Raw genomic sequence first — 19,687 nt, forward strand, 5'->3', positions numbered from 1 at the left:
TTCATCATTGGCCTATACGTACTTGGAAATTTAATTTTTTTATCGATCACGAAAGAATAGAAGTTCCATGCATTTGTATATATTATACCGATGTTTCTGCTATCTTTTCTTGATGGACACCTGATAATTTATCGATAAACTTTGCAACAAGATCATATCGCTGTTGTCTCGTTTCATTTTTCCACTTCATTTTTACTTTTAATTTATTTCCTACTGTCCCTAACTGAACGTTATTACCGAACTCCATCGCAACTTCAAATAATTTGGATCCATCGATGTTTTGACTACGTTCTTCTTCTACTATAAACTCTATCAAATTCGGCTTCTCTTGGACCGATTCCACACGTTCACGTTTCGCAAACATTTTTATATGGGAGACTAAAAACAATTCTTCTACCTCTTTTGGATAATCACCAAAACGATCGATCATCTCATCTTTTAAATCACGTAATTCCTCGATCGTCTCAATCGTTTGGAATCGTTTGTACATATCGATTTTTTGTTTTTCGTCTTCAATATATGTTGCTGGAATATAAGCATCAACCGTTAATAATAATTCTGGGTTAAATGGTTGTACCGCTTCTACTGGCTTACCTAATTTTCTTGAATCAATTGCTTCTTTTAACATTTGCGAATATAAATCAAATCCAACCGAATCAATAAATCCATGTTGTTCTGCTCCAAGTAAGTTACCTGCACCACGAATCGATAAGTCACGCATTGCAATTTTAAATCCAGAACCTAATTCTGTAAACTCTTTGATTGCTTGTAATCTTTTTTCAGCTACTTCGGTTAAAATTTTATCTTTTCGATACGTGAAATAAGCATATGCAATTCGATTCGATCTACCAACACGTCCACGTAATTGATATAACTGGCTTAATCCCATATGGTCAGCATCATATACGATGAGTGTGTTTACATTCGGAATATCCACCCCTGTTTCGATGATGGTCGTACTTACGAGCACATCGCTTTCCCCTTCTAAAAAGCGCATCATGACATCTTCTAGTTCATTTTCCGACATGCGTCCATGTGCGACAGAGACTTTTGCTCCTTCTACAAGATTCTCTACTTCTCTAGCGACCTTTTCTATACTTTCAACACGGTTATATAACAAGAACACTTGACCACCACGAGCCATTTCTCGTTCAATAGCTTCCCGTACGAATACAGGATTATGTTCCATCACATATGTTTGTACTGGAAAACGATTTTCTGGTGGTGTTTCAATGACAGACAAATCACGAATTCCTAACATCGACATGTGCAATGTACGAGGAATTGGGGTTGCCGTTAATGTTAATACGTCTACATTTGCTTTTAGTTGTTTAATTTTCTCTTTATGTTTTACACCGAAACGTTGCTCTTCATCTACTACGAGCAATCCTAAATCTTTATATTGCACATCTTTTGATAATAAACGATGAGTCCCGATGACAATGTCAATGGTTCCTTCTTTGATTCCTGCAATGGTTTCGTTTTGCTGTTTCCGAGTTCTAAAACGACTTAATAATCCAATATTGATCGGATAGTCTTGGAATCTTTCTACCATCGTCTGATAATGCTGTTGCGCTAAAATAGTTGTTGGCACAAGGACAGCTGCTTGTTTTCCTTCCGCGACAGCTTTAAAAATAGCACGAATAGCTACTTCCGTTTTTCCATATCCTACATCTCCACATAAAAGACGATCCATCGGTCTTTCTCTTTCCATATCTCGTTTTATTTCTTCAATCGATTGTAACTGATCTGCCGTTTCTTGGTATGGAAAGGCATTTTCAAAATCATGTTGTAAAGATGAATCTTTTTCAAAGGCAAATCCTTTTTGTGCTTCTCTTTCAGCATATAATTTAATTAATTCATCTGCAATATCCTCTACAGAAGACTGTACTTTACGCTTTACCTTCGTCCATTCTGTGCCACCCAATTTATATAAACGTGGCTCTTTCCCTTCAGACCCAACATACTTTTGCACTAAATCAATTTGATCAATCGGAACATACAGCTTGTCGTCTCCCGAATATTGAATGAGTAAATAATCTTTATGCAAGTTATTTACTTTCAATGTATCAATCCCGACATATTTCCCGATTCCATGATTTCGGTGTACAACATAATCGCCAATTTTTAATTCTTGGTAATTTTTAATTCGTTCCGCATTAGATATATGTTGGTTTTTACTCCGACGTTTTTGTTGTTTTTTAAACAATTCATTTTCTGTAATAATTGCTAATTTATGCATCGGAAATTCTATTCCCTTGCTAATGAACCCTTCCATAATAACAGGTTCTAATGCCGGTAAGGTAATATCCTTTTGGATGACGGCATCCATATGATAATCACGTAAAATAGCCTGTACTTTTTCAGCTCTCTTATCATTCATCGTCATAATAATGACAGAGTAATCTTGCTTCTTCCAACGTTCTAGTTCCGTTTGGAATAAGTTCATTTGGCCATGGAATTCTTGCATCGTTCGCGTCGATAAATTAACGATGTTCGATGGCTTTGTATTCGCAATATGACGCATAAATACAGACATATAAATCTTTTGTCCGTTCATTTTATTCGTTAACGTCGTCCAATCAAGCGAGAATTCGACATCAGGTAATAGTTCATGCTGTTCTATTAATGCCTTTCGAAACTCGGCTTCTTCTTTATCTAAATAATCTGCTGCTTCCTGCACTCTACCAATTTCATCGAACAAGAGCACATGATCATCTTCTATATAATCTAGTAAACTAGACGGCTCTTCATAAAATAGCCCACTATATTTATATATTCCTGGAAAAAGTTCCCCGTTATCTAGTTTCTCTATTTCCTCGTTCATCGATTGTAATAATGCTTCTCGATGTTCAGAGGCTTTCATTTTCTTTAGTACTTTTGCCAATTCTTTTTCAAGTCGCTCTTTTGCGCGCAACATATCTTCTTTTTTCAACAATAATTCTGTCGCAGGACCAACCGTTATATGCGTCACTTTATCTAAGGAACGTTGCGAGTCCGCATCAAAATATCGAATAGAGTCTACTTCGTCATCAAATAATTCAATACGAATTGGATTTTGTTCGGTGACAGGATAAATATCGATGATTCCACCACGTATACTAAACTCTGCAGGTGCCGTTACCATATCAACACGTTCATATCCCATCTCAAATAAGTTTTTCGTATAATTATCTACATCAATCGTCCCTAATTCTTCAAAATACAGTTTATATTGATCCCAATAATGTTTCGGTGGCAATATTCTTTTCAATGCTGCAACAGGTGCAATTAATAAGCCCTCATCTTTATGCAACCACTCTGTTAGTGCTTTAATACGATCTGCTCGTAGCTCTGGACTAGAAATAGCCATCTCCGAAGCGATGAGCTCATTGACAGGATATAGAAAAACGTTTTGCTCGTCTGAATATTCTATCAAATCGTCATATAACTGTTGGGCATGTAAGAGTTGATGTGTAATGATAATTCCTTTTTTCTTTGTTGCATCTTGAATTGCCGCGACAAATAAACTTCTTGCGGAATTTGCAACTCCTGCAACAAGTTGTTCTTTCATTCCACCTTCTAATCCTTGAATGATGGACTGTATATCATTTGTTCGTTGTAAATATCGAATGATTTCTTTCATTTCAGTTCCCCCACACTATATCCCCTAACTTTTAAACATTCATATATTGCTATATGTATGAAGTACTACGTCAATTATTCAAACAACTTTAAGCACAAAAATGAATAAGGACTTTATGTGCACTCCTTATCTTTTTGTGCTAAGTTTTTAATGTAAAAAATAATCTAATTCATAATAGTTTGGATGTGATTGTAACGTATCTTCACAATTTTCACAAATGGCATGAATATGTACATCGCCATTTTCTTTATAATGAACCATCTTTTCTTTTTCCTTCGTTGTTAACACATCTATTCCTAGCATAGATGTCGATACAATTTGTTGTCGTAAAGTGCCTATCGTGTATTTACAATGGCGACATTTATATACAATCGACATCAGATGTCCTCCCTTCGAACAAACAATCTGTTTATATAAAGTTTGCCCGAATAACGAGTTCATATGCATTTTCTTACTAAGATTGATTAAATTGATTCATCGCATCATTAAATGATGACTGCAAAAATGTTTCAAATGCATCGGCAGACAATGTCACCGCTAATTGTACATCTTCTTCTTCCTCTTTTGCAAAAGGTTGTAACACGTAATTCACAATCGGTGTATGGTTCGTCGGACGACCAATACCAATACGAATTCGTTTAAAGTTTTTCGTTCCTAAATGATCAATTAATGATCGGATTCCATTATGTCCACCATGGCCACCCTTTTCACGCAGACGAATTTTCCCTGTTGGTAAATCGAGGTCATCATATACGACAACGATATCTTCCACGTCAATTTTATAAAAGTCTAATAATGGACGAACTCCTTCACCTGAAAGGTTCATAAAGGTTTGCGGTTTTACAAATAACACCTTTTCTGACCCAACAAAATCAAGTGCATACGCACAATTAAATTTTGTTTTATTACAATCCAAATTAAAGCGGTCCATTAATTCATCTACTACAAAAAAACCGACGTTATGTCTTGTTTTATCATATTTCTTACCTGGATTTCCTAATCCGATAATACATTTCATTCTATCTCACTCTTTATTATAAATTATTTTTTTATGGAACGATAATAATCCGTTTGGTCTTCCCGATATTACTATCGACTATCCTATTTATTATTTTCTCATTTGTTTATTTTATAAATGAAATACAAGAATCCCTCCTAAGTAACGTTACTTAGGAGGGTTTGCTTGTTGATATATACATTTATTAAGCTTCTTCGTCTTCTTCAGCGCCAACTAGTTCTGGTTCCACACTAGTATCCGCGTCTCCTTCTTCCACTTCAGCTTCTGGTGGTAATACAGAAACAATTACTGTGTCTGCATCATCTAAAAATTCGTATTCTGACTTCACTGGTAAGTCTGAAACAGAAATACTGTCACCGATTGCTAAATCAGCTACATCAATTACAATTTCGTCTGGAATATTTGCTGGTTTTACACGGATTTGTAGTTCCATTGCAGGTTGCTGTAACACGCCACCTTCTTTTGCTCCAACTGCTTCTCCTTCTAAACGCACAGATACTGCGACATCTAATTCTTCCGCCATATCAACAATGAAGAAGTCCGCATGAGTAATATTTTCTTTAATCGGGTCTACTTGATAATCATGTAACATAACATCAACTTTACTTCCACCCTCGATTGCTAAAGAAATAATTGCGTTTCTACCTTCGTCACGAACTGTTTTTAAAAGTTCAATTTCGTCTACACTTACTGTTACGGAATCTTTTCCTTTTCCGTATACAACTGAAGGAATTACCCCTTCACTTCTTAATTTGTTCGTTGCTGCTTTCGTTAGATTTTCACGTTTCTTTGCATTTAATGTAATAGCCATTTTTATTCCTCCATAAATTTTTAATCAAATAATATACTTACTGATTGGTCGTTATGAATTCTAATAATCGCTTCCCCAATTAATGGTGCAACAGAAAGTTGTGTAATCTTATCAATACGCTTCTCTTCCGGAAGGTTAATGGAATTTGTCACAACTAATTCTTTAATTTTTGAGTTTTCGATTCTTTCAATTGCTGGCCCTGATAATACTGGGTGTGTGACACATGCATATACCTCTGTTGCGCCTTTTTCAATTAGAGCGTCTGCAGCAAGTTGCATGGTTCCTGCAGTATCAATCATATCATCAACGATAATAGCAGTTCTTCCTTCTATGTCACCAATGATGTTCATCACTTCTGCAACATTCGGTTTAGGTCTACGTTTATCGATAATTCCAATTGGTGCTTTTAATAAATCTGCCATTCTACGAGCGCGAATCACGCCTCCATGGTCTGGCGATACGATGACAACATCTTTTAAATCCTTTTTCTTAATATAGTCAGCCAGTAATGGTACTGCCTGTAAATGGTCGATTGGAATATCGAAGAAACCTTGGATTTGTGGTGCGTGCAGATCTAATGTTACCACACGGTCTGCACCTGTTGTTTCTAATAAATTCGCCACTAATTTCGATGTAATTGGTTCTCTTGAACGTGCTTTACGATCTTGGCGTGCATATCCATAATATGGCATGACAATGTTGATCGATTTTGCAGATGCACGTTTTAATGCATCAATTAAGATTAAAAGTTCCATGATGTTTTCGTTTACTGGTTCAGAAGTAGATTGAATAATATACACTTCATATCCACGAACACTTTCTTCAATGTTAATCTGTGTTTCTCCATCGCTAAACTTCGTTACCGTACACTTTCCTAGTGGAACACCAATATGATCCGAAATTTCCTGTGCTAATGGGATGTTTGAATTCAAAGCGAATAGTTGCAGTTTCTCATCATTATACCCTGATGACATACGTGAAGCCCTCCATTTAATTTACTTAATAATTAATTTCTTTGTTTATTTAAATTTTTTTGCATAGCCTTCTTTGTTCACTTGAGGTGTTCGAGCAATTGCTAATGCATCTTCTGGAACATCTACGTTAATAGTCGAACCAGCTGCAATGAGTGATCCTTTCTTAACAGTGACAGGCGCAATTAAATTTGTGTTACAACCGATAAAACTATCATCTTCAATGATTGTTTCATGTTTATTCTTTCCATCATAATTTACTGTAATGGAACCACAACCAACATTGACATCTGTTCCTAAAGTTGCATCACCAATATAGCTTAAATGCGATACTTTCGAACGGTTATCAATAGTTGATTTCTTTACTTCTACAAAGTTTCCAACCCTTACTTCATCACCAATGTTTGTTTCTGGGCGAATATGTGCGAATGGACCAATATTCACATTACTTCCTATTTTACTATTAGTCACTACACTTTGTCTAATAACCGAGTTATTTGCAATATGACAATCGACAATTTCCGTATTCGGTCCGATCGTCGATGATGCTCCGATATATGTTTTTCCTGTTATAACGGTGCCAGGATAAATCGTTACATCTGATTCAATTGTTACTTCTGGTCCGATGTATGTATTGTCTATGTCCATTAAAGTAACACCATTACGTAAATGCTGTTCATTAATTCTTCGTTTCATCACATTGCTCGCTGTCGCCAATGCTACTCGATCATTGATACCGATGATTTCATCTTCATCTTCTGTCACATATGCCGTGACCATTTCTCCAGCATTTTTCATTATTTCGATCACATCTGTTAAGTAGTATTCTTCTTGTGCATTATCATTACTTACTTGCTTTAATGCTGCAAATAATGCTTCATTATCAAAACAGTATGTGCCTGTATTAATTTCATTTATACGTTGTTCTGCTTCGTTTGCATCTTTTTGTTCGACAATTTTTTCTACATGACCTGTTTCATCACGAATGATTCTACCGTATCCTACTGGATTTTCTACTTTCGTCGTTAAGATGGTCGCCTTTGCACCTTTTTCCTCGTGATAGTCAAAAATCGCCTGATACGTTTCAGCCGTAATTAACGGAGTATCTCCACAAACGACAATTGTTGTACCACGCTTATTTTCCAAAAGTGCTTCTGCTTGCATGACAGCATGTGCAGTCCCTAATTGTTCTTCCTGCATGACAAAATCTACTTCGTCATGGATTGCTTTTTTTACTTCGTCAGCACCGTGACCTACGACTGTTACAAGTTGTTCTACCTTTGTAGGTTTCAACGCTTCAATTACGTATTGAATCATTGGACGGTCTAATATTGGATGAAGTACTTTATATAGCTTTGATTTCATTCTCGTACCTTGACCTGCAGCTAAAATAACTGCATAACGATTTTTCACAAAGTTACCCTCCAATCTTATGTTCACCATTATAAGATAATATCGTAAAAAACCAATGAATTCAACTAAAAAATGTATTTTTCACAAAAAAAGACCGAGTTAAAAGAACAGCCACCTAAAAATTATTGAATGAAAAATTGGTAGAAATGGTGAAACGCTTACATTTTACCGTGTTTCTTTTTTTCAAACCACAATTTATCAAGGCTTTCTTTTCTCGGTCTTCTCTTTTTTTCATATTAGGAAACGCCCGCGTTTTCTAGCTCTAATACGTCCGCTTCTTCCCCTTTTTCTTCATATGTTTTTAATACAGCAGTCTGTATTTTTTCCCTCATCTTTGAATTGATAGGATGAGCAATATCTCTAAATTCTCCGTCTGCAGTACGTTTCGACGGCATTGCAACAAACAACCCATTATTACCATCAATTACTCGTACATCATGTACAACAAACTCATCATCAAATGTAATTGAAGCAATTGCACGCATTTTTCCTTCCGTACTAACACGACGTAATCGGACATCTGTTACTTCCAATTATTTCACCACCTTTTGCTCAAAAAAACTAGTATGTATATTATATTCTCTATATAAATTAAAAATCCTGCCTATTTTCAAAATTATTTTAAAAATAAGCAAGATTTTTCTACTATTCGTAAAAACTTCCCCGATGTACATCAATATGTTTCTTTCGATAATCTACATTTGATACTTTTATAAGCGATGTATATTGATCGATCATGCGCTCATCTTCTTCATCTTCCGCTTCTGCAAACACACCGATACCGACAACCGTCGCTTTAAATTCTTCTAATAGGTTCATCATCCCAGATACCGTACCACCATTTTTCATAAAATCATCAATAATGAGTACATTTTTTCCTTCTTGTAAGTTCCGTTTCGGTAATACCATCGTTTGAATTTTTTGTGAACGACCCGAAACATAGTTAATACTTACGGAGGATCCTTCTGTCACACGCATGTTTCGACGAATAATAACGACTGGTACTTGTAAGTAATCTGCTACCGCATATGCTAAAGGAATCCCTTTTGTTTCTACCGTGACAACTGCATCAATTTTTTCATGTTGAAATGCTGAAACAAATGCTTGACCAATTTCCTTAATAATGGCTGGATTACCTAACAAATCACTCATATATAAATAACCACCAGGTAAAATACGAGAGGCATCTTGTAAGTCTTCACATACTTTATCAATAAATGAACTGCTCGCTTCTTTCGAAAATGCCGGGACATACTCTACCCCACCAGCAGCACCAGAAACTCTATGTAATACACCTATTCCTTCGTATTGAAACATCTCATGGATCATATCTAAATCTTCACTAATCGATGATTTGGATGCATCAAATCGATCTGTAAAGTATGTTAATTGTGTCAATGTTCTTGGATGATTTAAAAAATAATTTGTCAATCCGATTAATCGATCACTACGTTTCATACAGTCACCCCAAAAGCCGAATATTTACTAATAATATAGCACTTACATACGGTTTTCATCAAGTTAATGACGTTATGAACGATAAAAAAAGCCCTTTTCTAGCTCGTTTTTGAACAAATAAAGAACAAATCCGAACAATACAAATACATGTATCATTCGGATTTTGGTAAATATGATAGAACAACTTCTCATATATATGTCATACTCAGTTATTCTACTGTCTGTAACCTTGCTTCGATTTGTTCCATAATTTCTCCTGCTTCAGCCCAGTTCCCATCTTGCATTGCTTTTTGATAATCATCAAACAAGGTACTTATTTCTTGTAATGTTTCATCTGCATTCATTATTGGAGGTACTTCTTCAGATCCATCTTGCTCTTCGTTACTTTCATCTGAACCTTCCTCTACATCTTCGTCTAATGGTTCTTCTGGAACATCTTCTGGTTTTACGCCTGATTCTACCAGTTTCAATATTTTCTCTACTGCCTTATCGAACGTTTCTTCCATCACGATATGGTCTTCATACGCCATAATCACCTGTTTTACTTCTGGTAATGATGTTTCGTTCGATGATTCGATATATACCGGTTCTACATATAACACGGTATCTTCTATCGGGATGACGAGCAAGTTCCCTCGTATCACTTTTGAGCCACCTTGTGACCATAAATTTAATTGTTGTGAAATATAACTATCTTGGTTAATTCTGTTTTCAATTTGTTGTGGTCCATATACGTTTTTCTGTTTTGGGAAACGATAGACGAACATGTCGCCGTAATTTTCTCCGTCATTTCGGACACCCATCCAAGCTATCATGTTTTGGCGTTTTTTCGGTGTATATGGCATCATCAAAATAAATTCTTCCTTATCCTCTTCCGCCATTTTCATCGTAATATAGTATGGGTCCATTTCAATATCTTCATTGAAATATTTTTCTGTTGGAAATTCCCAATAATCTTCACGATTATAAAACACTTCTAAATTCGACATATGATAGGTTCCGTACATTTTTGCTTGAATTTTAAATAAATCTACAGGATAACGGAAGTGTGCATGAACATCTTCTGGAATTTCCTCTGTAAATAAATCTGGGAACATTTTCGCATATGTTTGAACGAGTGGATCTTCTTCATCCACCATATAAAAGTTCACTTCTCCAGAGTAAGCATCTACAACAGCCTTTACAGAGTTTCGAATATAGTTTTCCTTCCCATCATATGCTTCAGAATATGGATAGCCGTCAGAACGAACATATCCATCAATAATCCATGCTAATGACCCATCTTCACGAACGATTATATATGGATCGTCATCATACGTGAAAAACGGCGCAATTTCATTTACACGATCGATAATATTTCGATGTTTCAACAACTGACTTTCCTTCGTCAACTGATCAGAGAACAGTGTTCTAAATGAACCTTCTTTTATGGCAAATAATACTTTATTAATACCTTTTAATGGAATACCTAAATCCGCTTCATAACGATTTGTCGCATTTTCATCCCCTGTTGGATAGTCAAATTCATCTACTTTCGAATTCGTAATAACAGAAGGATAGTCCTCTTCCCCAAAGTAAATTTGTGGCTGTGTTACTTCCAATGATCCTTCCACCGGAATATTTCGTAACATATATTCAGGTTGACCCTGACCTGTTACTTTGTTTACGTGACTCATCGAAACCCCATATCCATGTGTATAACGTAAATTTTTGTTGACCCATGTTTTAGCCTGATCTGGTAAATCATTCGTACTTAATTCACGAGCCCCGATAAATACTTGCTCATACTCTCCATCCACCTCATAACGGTCGATATCCATATCATTAAACTGATAATACGTTCTGAACGTTTGTAACTGATTATAAATATCCAACAGTGGTCTCGAATCATTTAAACGAACATTATGTAATGTTAAATCGTTTCGTTCCACCATTTCTTCTGTTAACGTTGCATCTCCAGGGCTTTCCTTTTGCTCAATATCATCTAGCCCATATGCTGCACGTGTTAATTGTAAATTATGTTCTAAAAACGGTTCTTCACGAGAAAATTCATTCGGCGACACCATAAAGTTTTGAACTCCGAATGATGCTAATTGACCAAGTACGATAAAAATAACGTACATCAATATCGGCCGGATTGCTGACATAATTTTTCCTTTAAATAAAACTACCATCATCCATATAGCCGCAATGATAGCGACTGCTGCTAAAACATATGCTTTCGGTATGTTTACAAATTTATCTGTAAAACTTAAACCGTGTACGACACTCTTTTGAAAAATATTTACTTGATCTGTAAGCAATGTATTATAACGGCCTAAATAATGAATACCGGCTAATAATAATCCGAGAACACCAAATGTTGTTGCTAAATGAATTTGTGCGGAGCGACTGACTCGATACATATAAAAGACCGAATAAGCTGCGATTTGCACAATTAAGAAAAAGAAAAATAAATTAACGAGCGTATATAAAATAAACTCAATAAATGGCAGTTGGAACATGTAAAAAGAAACATCTTTTCCGAAATAAGGGTCGACCTCATTAAATGGTACAAAATACAAAAACTTTAACGCCTTTTCCCAGCCGACTCCTTTAACGATGACACTACCTATCACCCCTACAATCGCTGAGGCAATGATTATGAGGCTATACGCCATTTTTCCTTTCGCAATAAACGATGGCAATTGTACGGGAGTAAATTGCCTCAAAAAACTAAAGCGAATAAAATAAAATGTAAGAAATGATAAGATGAAAAATAAAATAAACCCGGCAACAGCTAGTAATACTTTACTGGATAATATCGTCATGAAAACTTGCGAAAAACCAATAGAATCAATCCAAATATAATCTGTAAACAACTGGAATCCAATCGTCACAACGATAAAAAGAACAAATATAATTGCTAGCCAAATGAGTGGCGTTTTTATTTTTTTAATATACGCTTCCATCTGTTCTGGTGAAATTGATTGATTTTGTCGTTTCAACATTCTCCCCCCTTAATTCTGTTTATATATATTTGTTGAAATAGTTTTCACACATCTATATAGATAAGTCTATCGTTTATCATAACAGACTTGACCGCTTTATTTCATGTATTTATTCATTTTTCTTACAATGTTTGTTTTTGGTTCTTGCAACTTTGGGCTGGATTCTTGCAACTTTGGCCTGGATTCTTGCAACTTTGCCATATATTCTTGCAACTTCAGCATGTATTCTTGCAACTTTGGCACGTATTCTTGCAACTTCGACCTATATTCTTGCAACTTTGGGCTGTATTCTTGCAACTTCCACACGGATTCTTGCAACTTTGCCCCATATTCTTGCAACTTCCTATTTCCATATTTGTACGTTACATTTGTTGAAGGAGCAAAAATTCATCAAGATAGAGGCATTTTTAATACCACGCTAAAAGCTATTTAGAAACTAAAAAAGAGTAGTACAACAATAGGGTTGTACTACTCTGTTACTGCCTTACCTTTATCTTCTAAAAAATTAATTTCTACCGCTTCTGTCAACACATCCGCGTAGCTATAAGAGACTCGTTCAAATGCATTCTCTTCTTTATCAAGTTCTACTACGAAAACAGCCGGATACGTTTCAGATAAAACACCTGAACGACTTATTGTCTTACGTCTACCACCATTTGCAGTTAGTTTTAACCGCTTGCCAATCTGACCTTCAAGACCTTTTTTAATTTCCATTATTGTTTTCAATAGGACTCCACCTCTCTGTGTATCATTATAACACAATTAGGCATTATCGTCAAATAAAGGTTTAATTATACCAATTTCCTATTTATAAAGTCAACTACTTAGACAATTTATTTTATTTTTATTTTTAAAAAGGTATTATGCACTATAAATCGTATTTGCTAGTCGTGCAAATTCTTCAATTGTTAAGGATTCTCCTCTTCTCGTCCCGTCTATATCTGCTTTTCGTAAAAATGCATCGATTTGCGCTTTATCCAATGTCCCTTTAAAGTACGTTTGTAAATTGTTCCGTAATGTTTTTCGACGATGTTTAAAGCTCGCTTGCACTAATGCAAAAAACTGATCTTCATCATGCACATGTACGAGAGGTTGGTCACGGCGTACTAATCGTAATACACTAGAAATAACATTCGGTTGTGGGATGAATACCGTTTTCGGTACATCCATCACAATACTAGCCTCCGTATAGTATTGAACCGCAATCGACAATGAGCCGTATGCCTTCGTATTAGGCTTAGCAGCCATCCGCTCCGCCACTTCTTTTTGTAACATAACATTCATGCTTTCAATCGATGTACGTTGTTGTAACACTCCCATTAAAATCGGTGTCGTAATATAATATGGTAAATTAGCGACAATATGAACCGCCTGGTCTGGGCTAAAATGTTTTTCGATTATTTCCGTTAAATTTACTTGTAAAATATCTTGATTAATTACTTCTATATTATCATAAGCACTTAATGTATCTTCTAAAATAGGAATTAATCGCTGGTCGATTTCAAATGCCACAACATTTTTTGCACTAATAGCTAACTGCTCTGTTAACGAACCAATTCCTGGTCCAATTTCGATTACTCCACTCGTTTTATCAATATGTGCATATTCAATAATTTTGCGCAATATATTGCTATCAATTATAAAATTTTGCCCTAAACTTTTCTTAAAGGAGAAATCATATGTTTGTAAAATTTCCTTCGTTCTTTTCGGTGTTGCGATATAATCGTTTTTCGTCATAGTATCCCCCTATAATAGTATACGTTTCATTGCCTCATCTAATTCTTCTTTTTGAATATGAAACATATGTAATCGATATAATAATTGTTTTCCGTTCGTATATCCTATATGCAATAATTTTCCTATTTGTTCTCTACGCTCTTTTGCTCCGCTTCCGCCAATTAACCCGTAACGAATTAAATCTGCTTTCGTTATCGAAGATTCTACAGTATCTTCGAGCTCATACACATGACGTAATGCTTTTTGAATGGCCGGAATGGAAGCATGTTCAATTCCGATGCTTTTGATCGAAGACTTTGCCTTTGCCTCTTCTCGTTGCAAAAATGCATGTTTGCATCCAGGCACAGCTTGATCGATGATATGACGTATTCTTTCTCCTGGATAATCAGGATCCGTAAATATAATGACTCCTCTTTTTTCCTTCGCATGTGCAATGAGTGCTAATGTTTCCTCATTAATCGCCGAGCCATTCGTCTCTATCGTATCTGCATCCACAGCTAGTTTTATTTTTGTCGTATCACTTTTTCCCTCCACGACGATTATTTCCTTTATCCTCATAAAGCGCCTCTTTCTTATTTCATTCTTATTTCTATTATAATAGAAAATGCTCTCGTCATGTTAATAATGACAAGAGCATATTAAAAATTAGTCTAAAATCTTCACTTTTACCGTACGACGGCCCCAATTATCAGCAGCATATGCTTCCGATTCTACTAAAACATCAATAATATTTCCTTTAATGGCGCCACCAGTATCTGCCGCAATTGCTTCTCCGTATCCTTCTACCCACACTCGTGAGCCTAATGGGATCACATTCGGGTCAACAGCAATTACTTTAGGTGTCGGACTACCTCGTAAATCCATTCCAGTAGCAGAAATTCCTGAACATCCAGCACAATCAGCTCCATATGCCGTAGCTTCCATCGTTAATTCTTTTCCACCTGATGGTTCTTGTGAATTGGAAGTGGAGACTGTTTCAACTTCTTCTTTCGTTCCAATCGCAACTTTCTTATTTTTCGGCTTTTGTACTACATTTTCTTCTAATAATGTGCGATCTACTTCTTCACCATTTTCATAGACGATTTCATACGTTCTTTCTACTTTACCTTCTTCCCCTTCAGAAATCGTACGTGATTTGCCTTTTTCTAGTTCACTATCTTTCTCTTCATCTGTGTTGAAAGAAAGTGTTTCTGTTACTTCTTTCGTTTCTGTTTTCACTTTTGTTACCGTAACAGTCATGCCTTCTTTTAAATCTTTATCTAAAGCTGGTTCAATTTTATCTTGTTTATTATATGCTATATCTTCATCTTGTAACAGCTCTTTTACCGTACTAGCAGTAGCCCATACATCTTCTTTGTCGCCACCATTATTTAAAGTAACTTTAAATGCTCGATCTATATCTATGAACATATCATCTTGTAAAACTGCCATATCATTATACGATACAACATCATGCTTTTTCACTTCAATGTTCTCTTCTTCTAGGAATTCTCCTACTGTTTCCGCAGTAGAATTGTATACTTCTTCTTCTCCATCTATATTTACAGTTACTTTATTCGCTGATTCCACTACAATTTCCATTCCGTCAACAACCTCTGTTGTTGCTTCATGTGATAATTCATCGTGTTGCTCAAAATCTACTCCAACGTCGTCAAGTAATTCTCCAACTGTATCAGAGGATGTTTTTACTTTTTGTACATCTCCGTCAGCCGCAATTACCACTTCTGCTTTTGCCTCATCCAGAAAAACCCATACTGAAAATAAAGCTACCACTACTGCCGTTAAAATCGAATATCCTACTTTCGTTTTAAGTGCACGTAATGGATTTAACAAATTTTGCATTTTTTTTCCTCCTTAATTACGATACTCATTATAGAAACGATTCAAAATGTAGTCAAAATCAATCTAGTAACAAAAACGTTACAATTCCATTACATGGAAACTCTATTTTCTGACTATTTTGAATGTAAGCGAATTTACGGCTTTTTCTTGTTTTCACGTTACTTTATCGTTATAACGTTGCAACAATTCCGTAACATTTGCCCGTTTTTATAAAGTATCGACGAAGGAAGATTATTTTAAACGGAAAATTTTTAAGGCGTTTTCTGTCGTAATCCGGGAAATATCTTCCAAGGACATTTCTCGTAATCGTGCAATTTCTTCCGCAACAAGTTTTACATATGCAGGTTCATTTCGTTTTCCACGATATGGATGTGGTGCTAAATAAGGTGCATCTGTTTCAATTAATAATCGATCTAATGGAACTACTTTCGCAACTTCTTTTACTTCTTTGGCATTCTTAAATGTGACCGGCCCTGCCAATGAAATATAAAAATTCATCTCTAAACAGGCTTGTAATTCTTCTCTTGTCGCACTATAACAATGCATAATGCCGCCTACTTCCGCAGCGTTTTCCTCTTGTAAAATTTTTATAATATCTGCGGTCGCCTCACGATTATGAATAATAATTGGCATATGTACCTTTTTCGCTAAGCGAATTTGTTTACGAAACACATCCGCTTGTACATCTTTTGGAGAAGTGTCCCAATAATAATCAAGTCCCATCTCACCTAATGCAACTACCTTTTCGTGTTTCGTTAGTTCTTCTAACCATTCCAAATGTGCTTCTTTATAATCAATCGCATCAACAGGATGCCAACCAACTGCCGCATAAATAAAATCATACGTTTCAGCAATTTCAATTGCTAAACGAATCGTTTCTTCATCAAATCCGACAACGACCATTTTTGTCACACCCGCTTCTAATGCACGGGCGATCGTTTCATCTCGATCTTCCAAAAATTGATCTGCATTTAAATGAACATGTGTATCAAATAACATTCTATGCACTCCTTTTTTTAATCTCATGGAACTATATTAGATAAATTCGTATATTTCTCCATCTACTATCGACATTCATAGAAAGAAAAAAGGAAGGTGAGAATGGAATGATTCGCTAAGTTGTAGCATCATTTTCCATTCCCCCATCCTTTCCTCTATTTATTATTATTTTACGACAGAACCATTTGGTAATGCATCACTGACTGTTGCAAGTGATAATGTACCATCTTCATCTTCTCCAGAAAGAATCATGCCTTCTGACATCTCGCCACGAAGTTTTACTGGTTTTAAATTCGCTACCACAATTACTTTGCGACCAACTAAAGCTTCCGGTTCATAATATTGTGCAATACCTGAAATAATTTGACGTTGTTCGCTTCCTAAGTCGATTTGTAGTTTCAGTAATTTATCAGCATTTTTCATTTTTTCTGCTTGTAACACTTCACCAACACGTAAATCAACTTTCGTAAATTCATCAAATGTAATTTCATTTGACGCTTCTTCTACTTTTTCTTCCGGTTTACTCATTTTCGCTTTAATAGAGGCAACTTCTTCCTCCATTTCTAAACGAGGGAAAATCGGCTTCCCTTTTTGTACTTTCGTACCAGCTGGAACAATGCCATGTTCTGTGAGAGACTCCCAAGTTTGATATGCCTCATCTGTGATGCCTAATTGTTCAAACATTTTAACGGGCGTTTCCGTTAAAAATGGACGTATCATAATAGCAACCACACGTAATGCTTCTACTAAGTGTGCCATCACATTCCCTAAACGATCATACTTTGTCTCATCTTTTATTAATTTCCAAGGCTCTGTTTCATCAATATACTTATTCGTACGGCTAACTAAATGCCAAATAGTACTTAATGCAACAGAGAATTCCATTTTATCCATCGATGATTGAACTTTTTCGATCGTCTCATCCATTAATGTTTCTAATGATTCATCTACCGCTTCTTCTTTGGAACGGAATGCTGGAATTTCTCCATCAAAATATTTCCCAATCATTGCGACCGTACGATTTAGTAAGTTCCCTAAATCATTCGCTAAATCAAAGTTAATCCGCTCTACAAATCCTTCTGGCGTGAACACTCCATCGGATCCGAACGGAACTTCACGTAATAAATAATAACGTAATGCGTCTAATCCGTAATCATCAATTAAAGTAACAGGATCAACGACATTCCCCTTCGATTTAGACATTTTTCCATCTTTCATTAAAAGCCAACCATGTGCAAATACCTTTTTCGGTAAAGGTAAATCTAACGCCATTAACATAATTGGCCAATAGATCGTATGGAAACGGACAATTTCCTTTCCAACTAAATGGACATCCGCCGGCCAATACTTTTTATACTTCTCTTCATTATCTGATCCATACCCTAGTGCCGTAATATAGTTCGTTAATGCATCAATCCATACATAAATAACATGTTTTGGATTTTCAGGCACTTGTATTCCCCAATCAAATGTTGTTCGAGATACTGCTAAGTCCTCTAACCCAGGCTTAATAAAGTTATTAATCATTTCATTTTTACGTGATTCTGGTTGAATAAAGTCCGGATTCTCTTCGTAAAACTGCAATAAACGATCTGCATATTTACTCATTCTAAAAAAGTATGACTCCTCTTTTACTTTTTCAACCGGACGATGACAGTCTGGACATTTTCCATCATCTAACTGTCTTTCTGTAAAAAATGATTCACATGGTGTACAATACCAACCTTCATAAATATCTAAATATATATCATCTTGGTCCACTAACTGTTGGAAAATCTTTTGCACAACATCTTTATGTCTTGTCTCTGTCGTTCGAATAAAATCATCATAAGAGATATCAAGCTTTTTCCATAAGTCTTTAATGCCCGCAATCATTTCATCTAAATAAACTTGAGGGGTTTTCCCAACCTCTTTTGCCGCCTTTTGGATTTTCTGACCATGTTCATCTGTTCCTGTTAAATACATTACATCATAGCCACGTAATCGTTTATATCTTGCCATCGCATCTCCAGCAACCGTTGTATATGCGTGACCGATATGTAAATTACCACTCGGATAATAAATCGGCGTTGTTAGATAAAACGTTTTGTTTTCATTTGCCATGTCTCAATCTCCTCTTTTATAACAATTATCTACATTTTACTATACTGATTAGCTATATTGTAGCGATTTTTCAATCATTTATAAAGTATATTACATTATTTCTCAAATAAAATATTCGTTTTTCTTATATAAGTATTTTTACCTAGTTTTGTTGAGCGGAAATTGCCATTTAAGACTCAATACAATAATATATATTGGTTAATCTGAATTATTTCTGAAATTTTTGCTATTATTTAAGTTTTTTATAAGTATTTTCCTTCTCATATATATAAATTCATGTATAATATGTATATAATAAATTCTTATAATGAATATTTTGGAAAGGAGATTGAAGATTACAATGAAATCTACTGGTATGGTTAGAAAAGTAGATGAGCTAGGTAGAGTCGTTATTCCAATTGAATTAAGAAGATCATTGGATATTAAAGAAAAAGATGCGATTGAAATCTATGTAGATGGGGACCAAATCGTTCTGAAAAAATACGTACCTAATATGGCTTGTCACATTACAGGTGAGAGTACATCTGATAACATCGCTCTTGCAAACGGCAAACTAGTTTTAAGTCCGAACGGTGCTAAACAGTTAATGGAAGAACTAAGCGACATTTTTCAACTAGTATAACTAACATACTAGATAGGTAGAATATTGCACATGCTATAAAGTCTATAAATATAAATATTTTATCTATCTTCAATCAAAAACATGGATACAAGCTGAGA

17 protein-coding genes are annotated in these 19,687 nt (G+C 35.4%); 1 reads left to right on the top strand and 16 read right to left on the bottom strand.

Annotated elements, in window-relative coordinates; translation table 11 throughout:
- Positions 1-82: 82 nt before the first annotated feature.
- The 16 genes from mfd to metG form a co-directional block, all read right to left on the bottom strand.
- Entirely contained in the window at positions 83-3,625 is a 3,543-nt protein-coding gene (gene mfd / locus WKT09_RS05010; RefSeq protein WP_340414995.1) for a transcription-repair coupling factor, read from the bottom strand.
- 147 nt (positions 3,626-3,772) lie between these two features.
- The gene (locus tag WKT09_RS05015) at positions 3,773-4,003 is read right to left on the bottom strand and encodes an anti-sigma-F factor Fin family protein (protein ID WP_336267955.1); all 231 of its coding nucleotides are present in this window, start codon (positions 4,001-4,003) and stop codon (positions 3,773-3,775) included.
- A gap of 76 nt (positions 4,004-4,079) precedes the next feature.
- Positions 4,080-4,643 (bottom strand): aminoacyl-tRNA hydrolase, encoded by a 564-nt coding sequence (gene pth / locus WKT09_RS05020; protein ID WP_340414996.1) that lies wholly within the window; start codon positions 4,641-4,643, stop codon positions 4,080-4,082.
- 184 nt (positions 4,644-4,827) lie between these two features.
- Complete coding sequence (locus WKT09_RS05025) at positions 4,828-5,454, bottom strand: 50S ribosomal protein L25/general stress protein Ctc (RefSeq protein WP_340414997.1); 627 nt, start codon at positions 5,452-5,454, stop codon at positions 4,828-4,830.
- Between the two features lie 20 nt (positions 5,455-5,474).
- Entirely contained in the window at positions 5,475-6,428 is a 954-nt protein-coding gene (locus WKT09_RS05030) for a ribose-phosphate diphosphokinase (protein ID WP_340414998.1), read from the bottom strand.
- Positions 6,429-6,473: 45 nt separating this feature from the next.
- Positions 6,474-7,838: a bifunctional UDP-N-acetylglucosamine diphosphorylase/glucosamine-1-phosphate N-acetyltransferase GlmU gene (gene glmU / locus WKT09_RS05035; RefSeq protein ID WP_340414999.1), complete on the bottom strand. Its 1,365-nt coding sequence runs from the start codon at positions 7,836-7,838 to the stop codon at positions 6,474-6,476.
- Between the two features lie 236 nt (positions 7,839-8,074).
- Positions 8,075-8,371 (bottom strand): septation regulator SpoVG, encoded by a 297-nt coding sequence (spoVG, locus tag WKT09_RS05040; protein WP_336267950.1) that lies wholly within the window; start codon positions 8,369-8,371, stop codon positions 8,075-8,077.
- 112 nt (positions 8,372-8,483) lie between these two features.
- On the bottom strand, positions 8,484-9,296 hold the full coding sequence (gene purR / locus WKT09_RS05045; RefSeq protein ID WP_340415000.1) for a pur operon repressor: 813 nt from the start codon (positions 9,294-9,296) through the stop codon (positions 8,484-8,486).
- Between the two features lie 209 nt (positions 9,297-9,505).
- A complete protein-coding gene (locus tag WKT09_RS05050; protein ID WP_340415001.1) occupies positions 9,506-12,283 on the bottom strand; it encodes a UPF0182 family membrane protein in 2,778 nt (925 codons plus the stop codon).
- A gap of 99 nt (positions 12,284-12,382) precedes the next feature.
- Complete coding sequence (locus WKT09_RS05055; protein WP_340415002.1) at positions 12,383-12,625, bottom strand: hypothetical protein; 243 nt, start codon at positions 12,623-12,625, stop codon at positions 12,383-12,385.
- Positions 12,626-12,754: 129 nt separating this feature from the next.
- Positions 12,755-13,000, bottom strand: coding sequence for a biofilm formation stimulator Veg (gene veg / locus WKT09_RS05060; protein ID WP_340415036.1), 246 nt, complete (start codon positions 12,998-13,000; stop codon positions 12,755-12,757).
- Between the two features lie 147 nt (positions 13,001-13,147).
- On the bottom strand, positions 13,148-14,023 hold the full coding sequence (gene rsmA, locus WKT09_RS05065; RefSeq protein WP_340415003.1) for a 16S rRNA (adenine(1518)-N(6)/adenine(1519)-N(6))-dimethyltransferase RsmA: 876 nt from the start codon (positions 14,021-14,023) through the stop codon (positions 13,148-13,150).
- A gap of 9 nt (positions 14,024-14,032) precedes the next feature.
- Entirely contained in the window at positions 14,033-14,581 is a 549-nt protein-coding gene (gene rnmV, locus WKT09_RS05070; RefSeq protein ID WP_340415004.1) for a ribonuclease M5, read from the bottom strand.
- A gap of 87 nt (positions 14,582-14,668) precedes the next feature.
- Positions 14,669-15,865, bottom strand: a complete 1,197-nt coding sequence (locus WKT09_RS05075; RefSeq protein WP_340415005.1) for a ubiquitin-like domain-containing protein — start codon at positions 15,863-15,865, stop codon at positions 14,669-14,671.
- A 231-nt stretch (positions 15,866-16,096) separates the two neighbouring features.
- Positions 16,097-16,864 (bottom strand): TatD family hydrolase, encoded by a 768-nt coding sequence (locus WKT09_RS05080; RefSeq protein WP_340415006.1) that lies wholly within the window; start codon positions 16,862-16,864, stop codon positions 16,097-16,099.
- Positions 16,865-17,029: 165 nt separating this feature from the next.
- Positions 17,030-18,967, bottom strand: a complete 1,938-nt coding sequence (gene metG, locus WKT09_RS05085) for a methionine--tRNA ligase (RefSeq protein ID WP_340415007.1) — start codon at positions 18,965-18,967, stop codon at positions 17,030-17,032.
- Between the two features lie 340 nt (positions 18,968-19,307).
- On the opposite strand from metG, the gene WKT09_RS05090 reads away from it, so the two are divergent.
- Entirely contained in the window at positions 19,308-19,589 is a 282-nt protein-coding gene (locus WKT09_RS05090; RefSeq protein WP_340415008.1) for an AbrB/MazE/SpoVT family DNA-binding domain-containing protein, read from the top strand.
- The last annotated feature ends 98 nt before the right edge of the window (positions 19,590-19,687 follow it).

It is taken from the genome of Pseudogracilibacillus sp. ICA-222130 (assembly GCF_037892545.1).
Taxonomy (GTDB): Bacteria; Bacillota; Bacilli; order Bacillales; family Amphibacillaceae; genus Pseudogracilibacillus.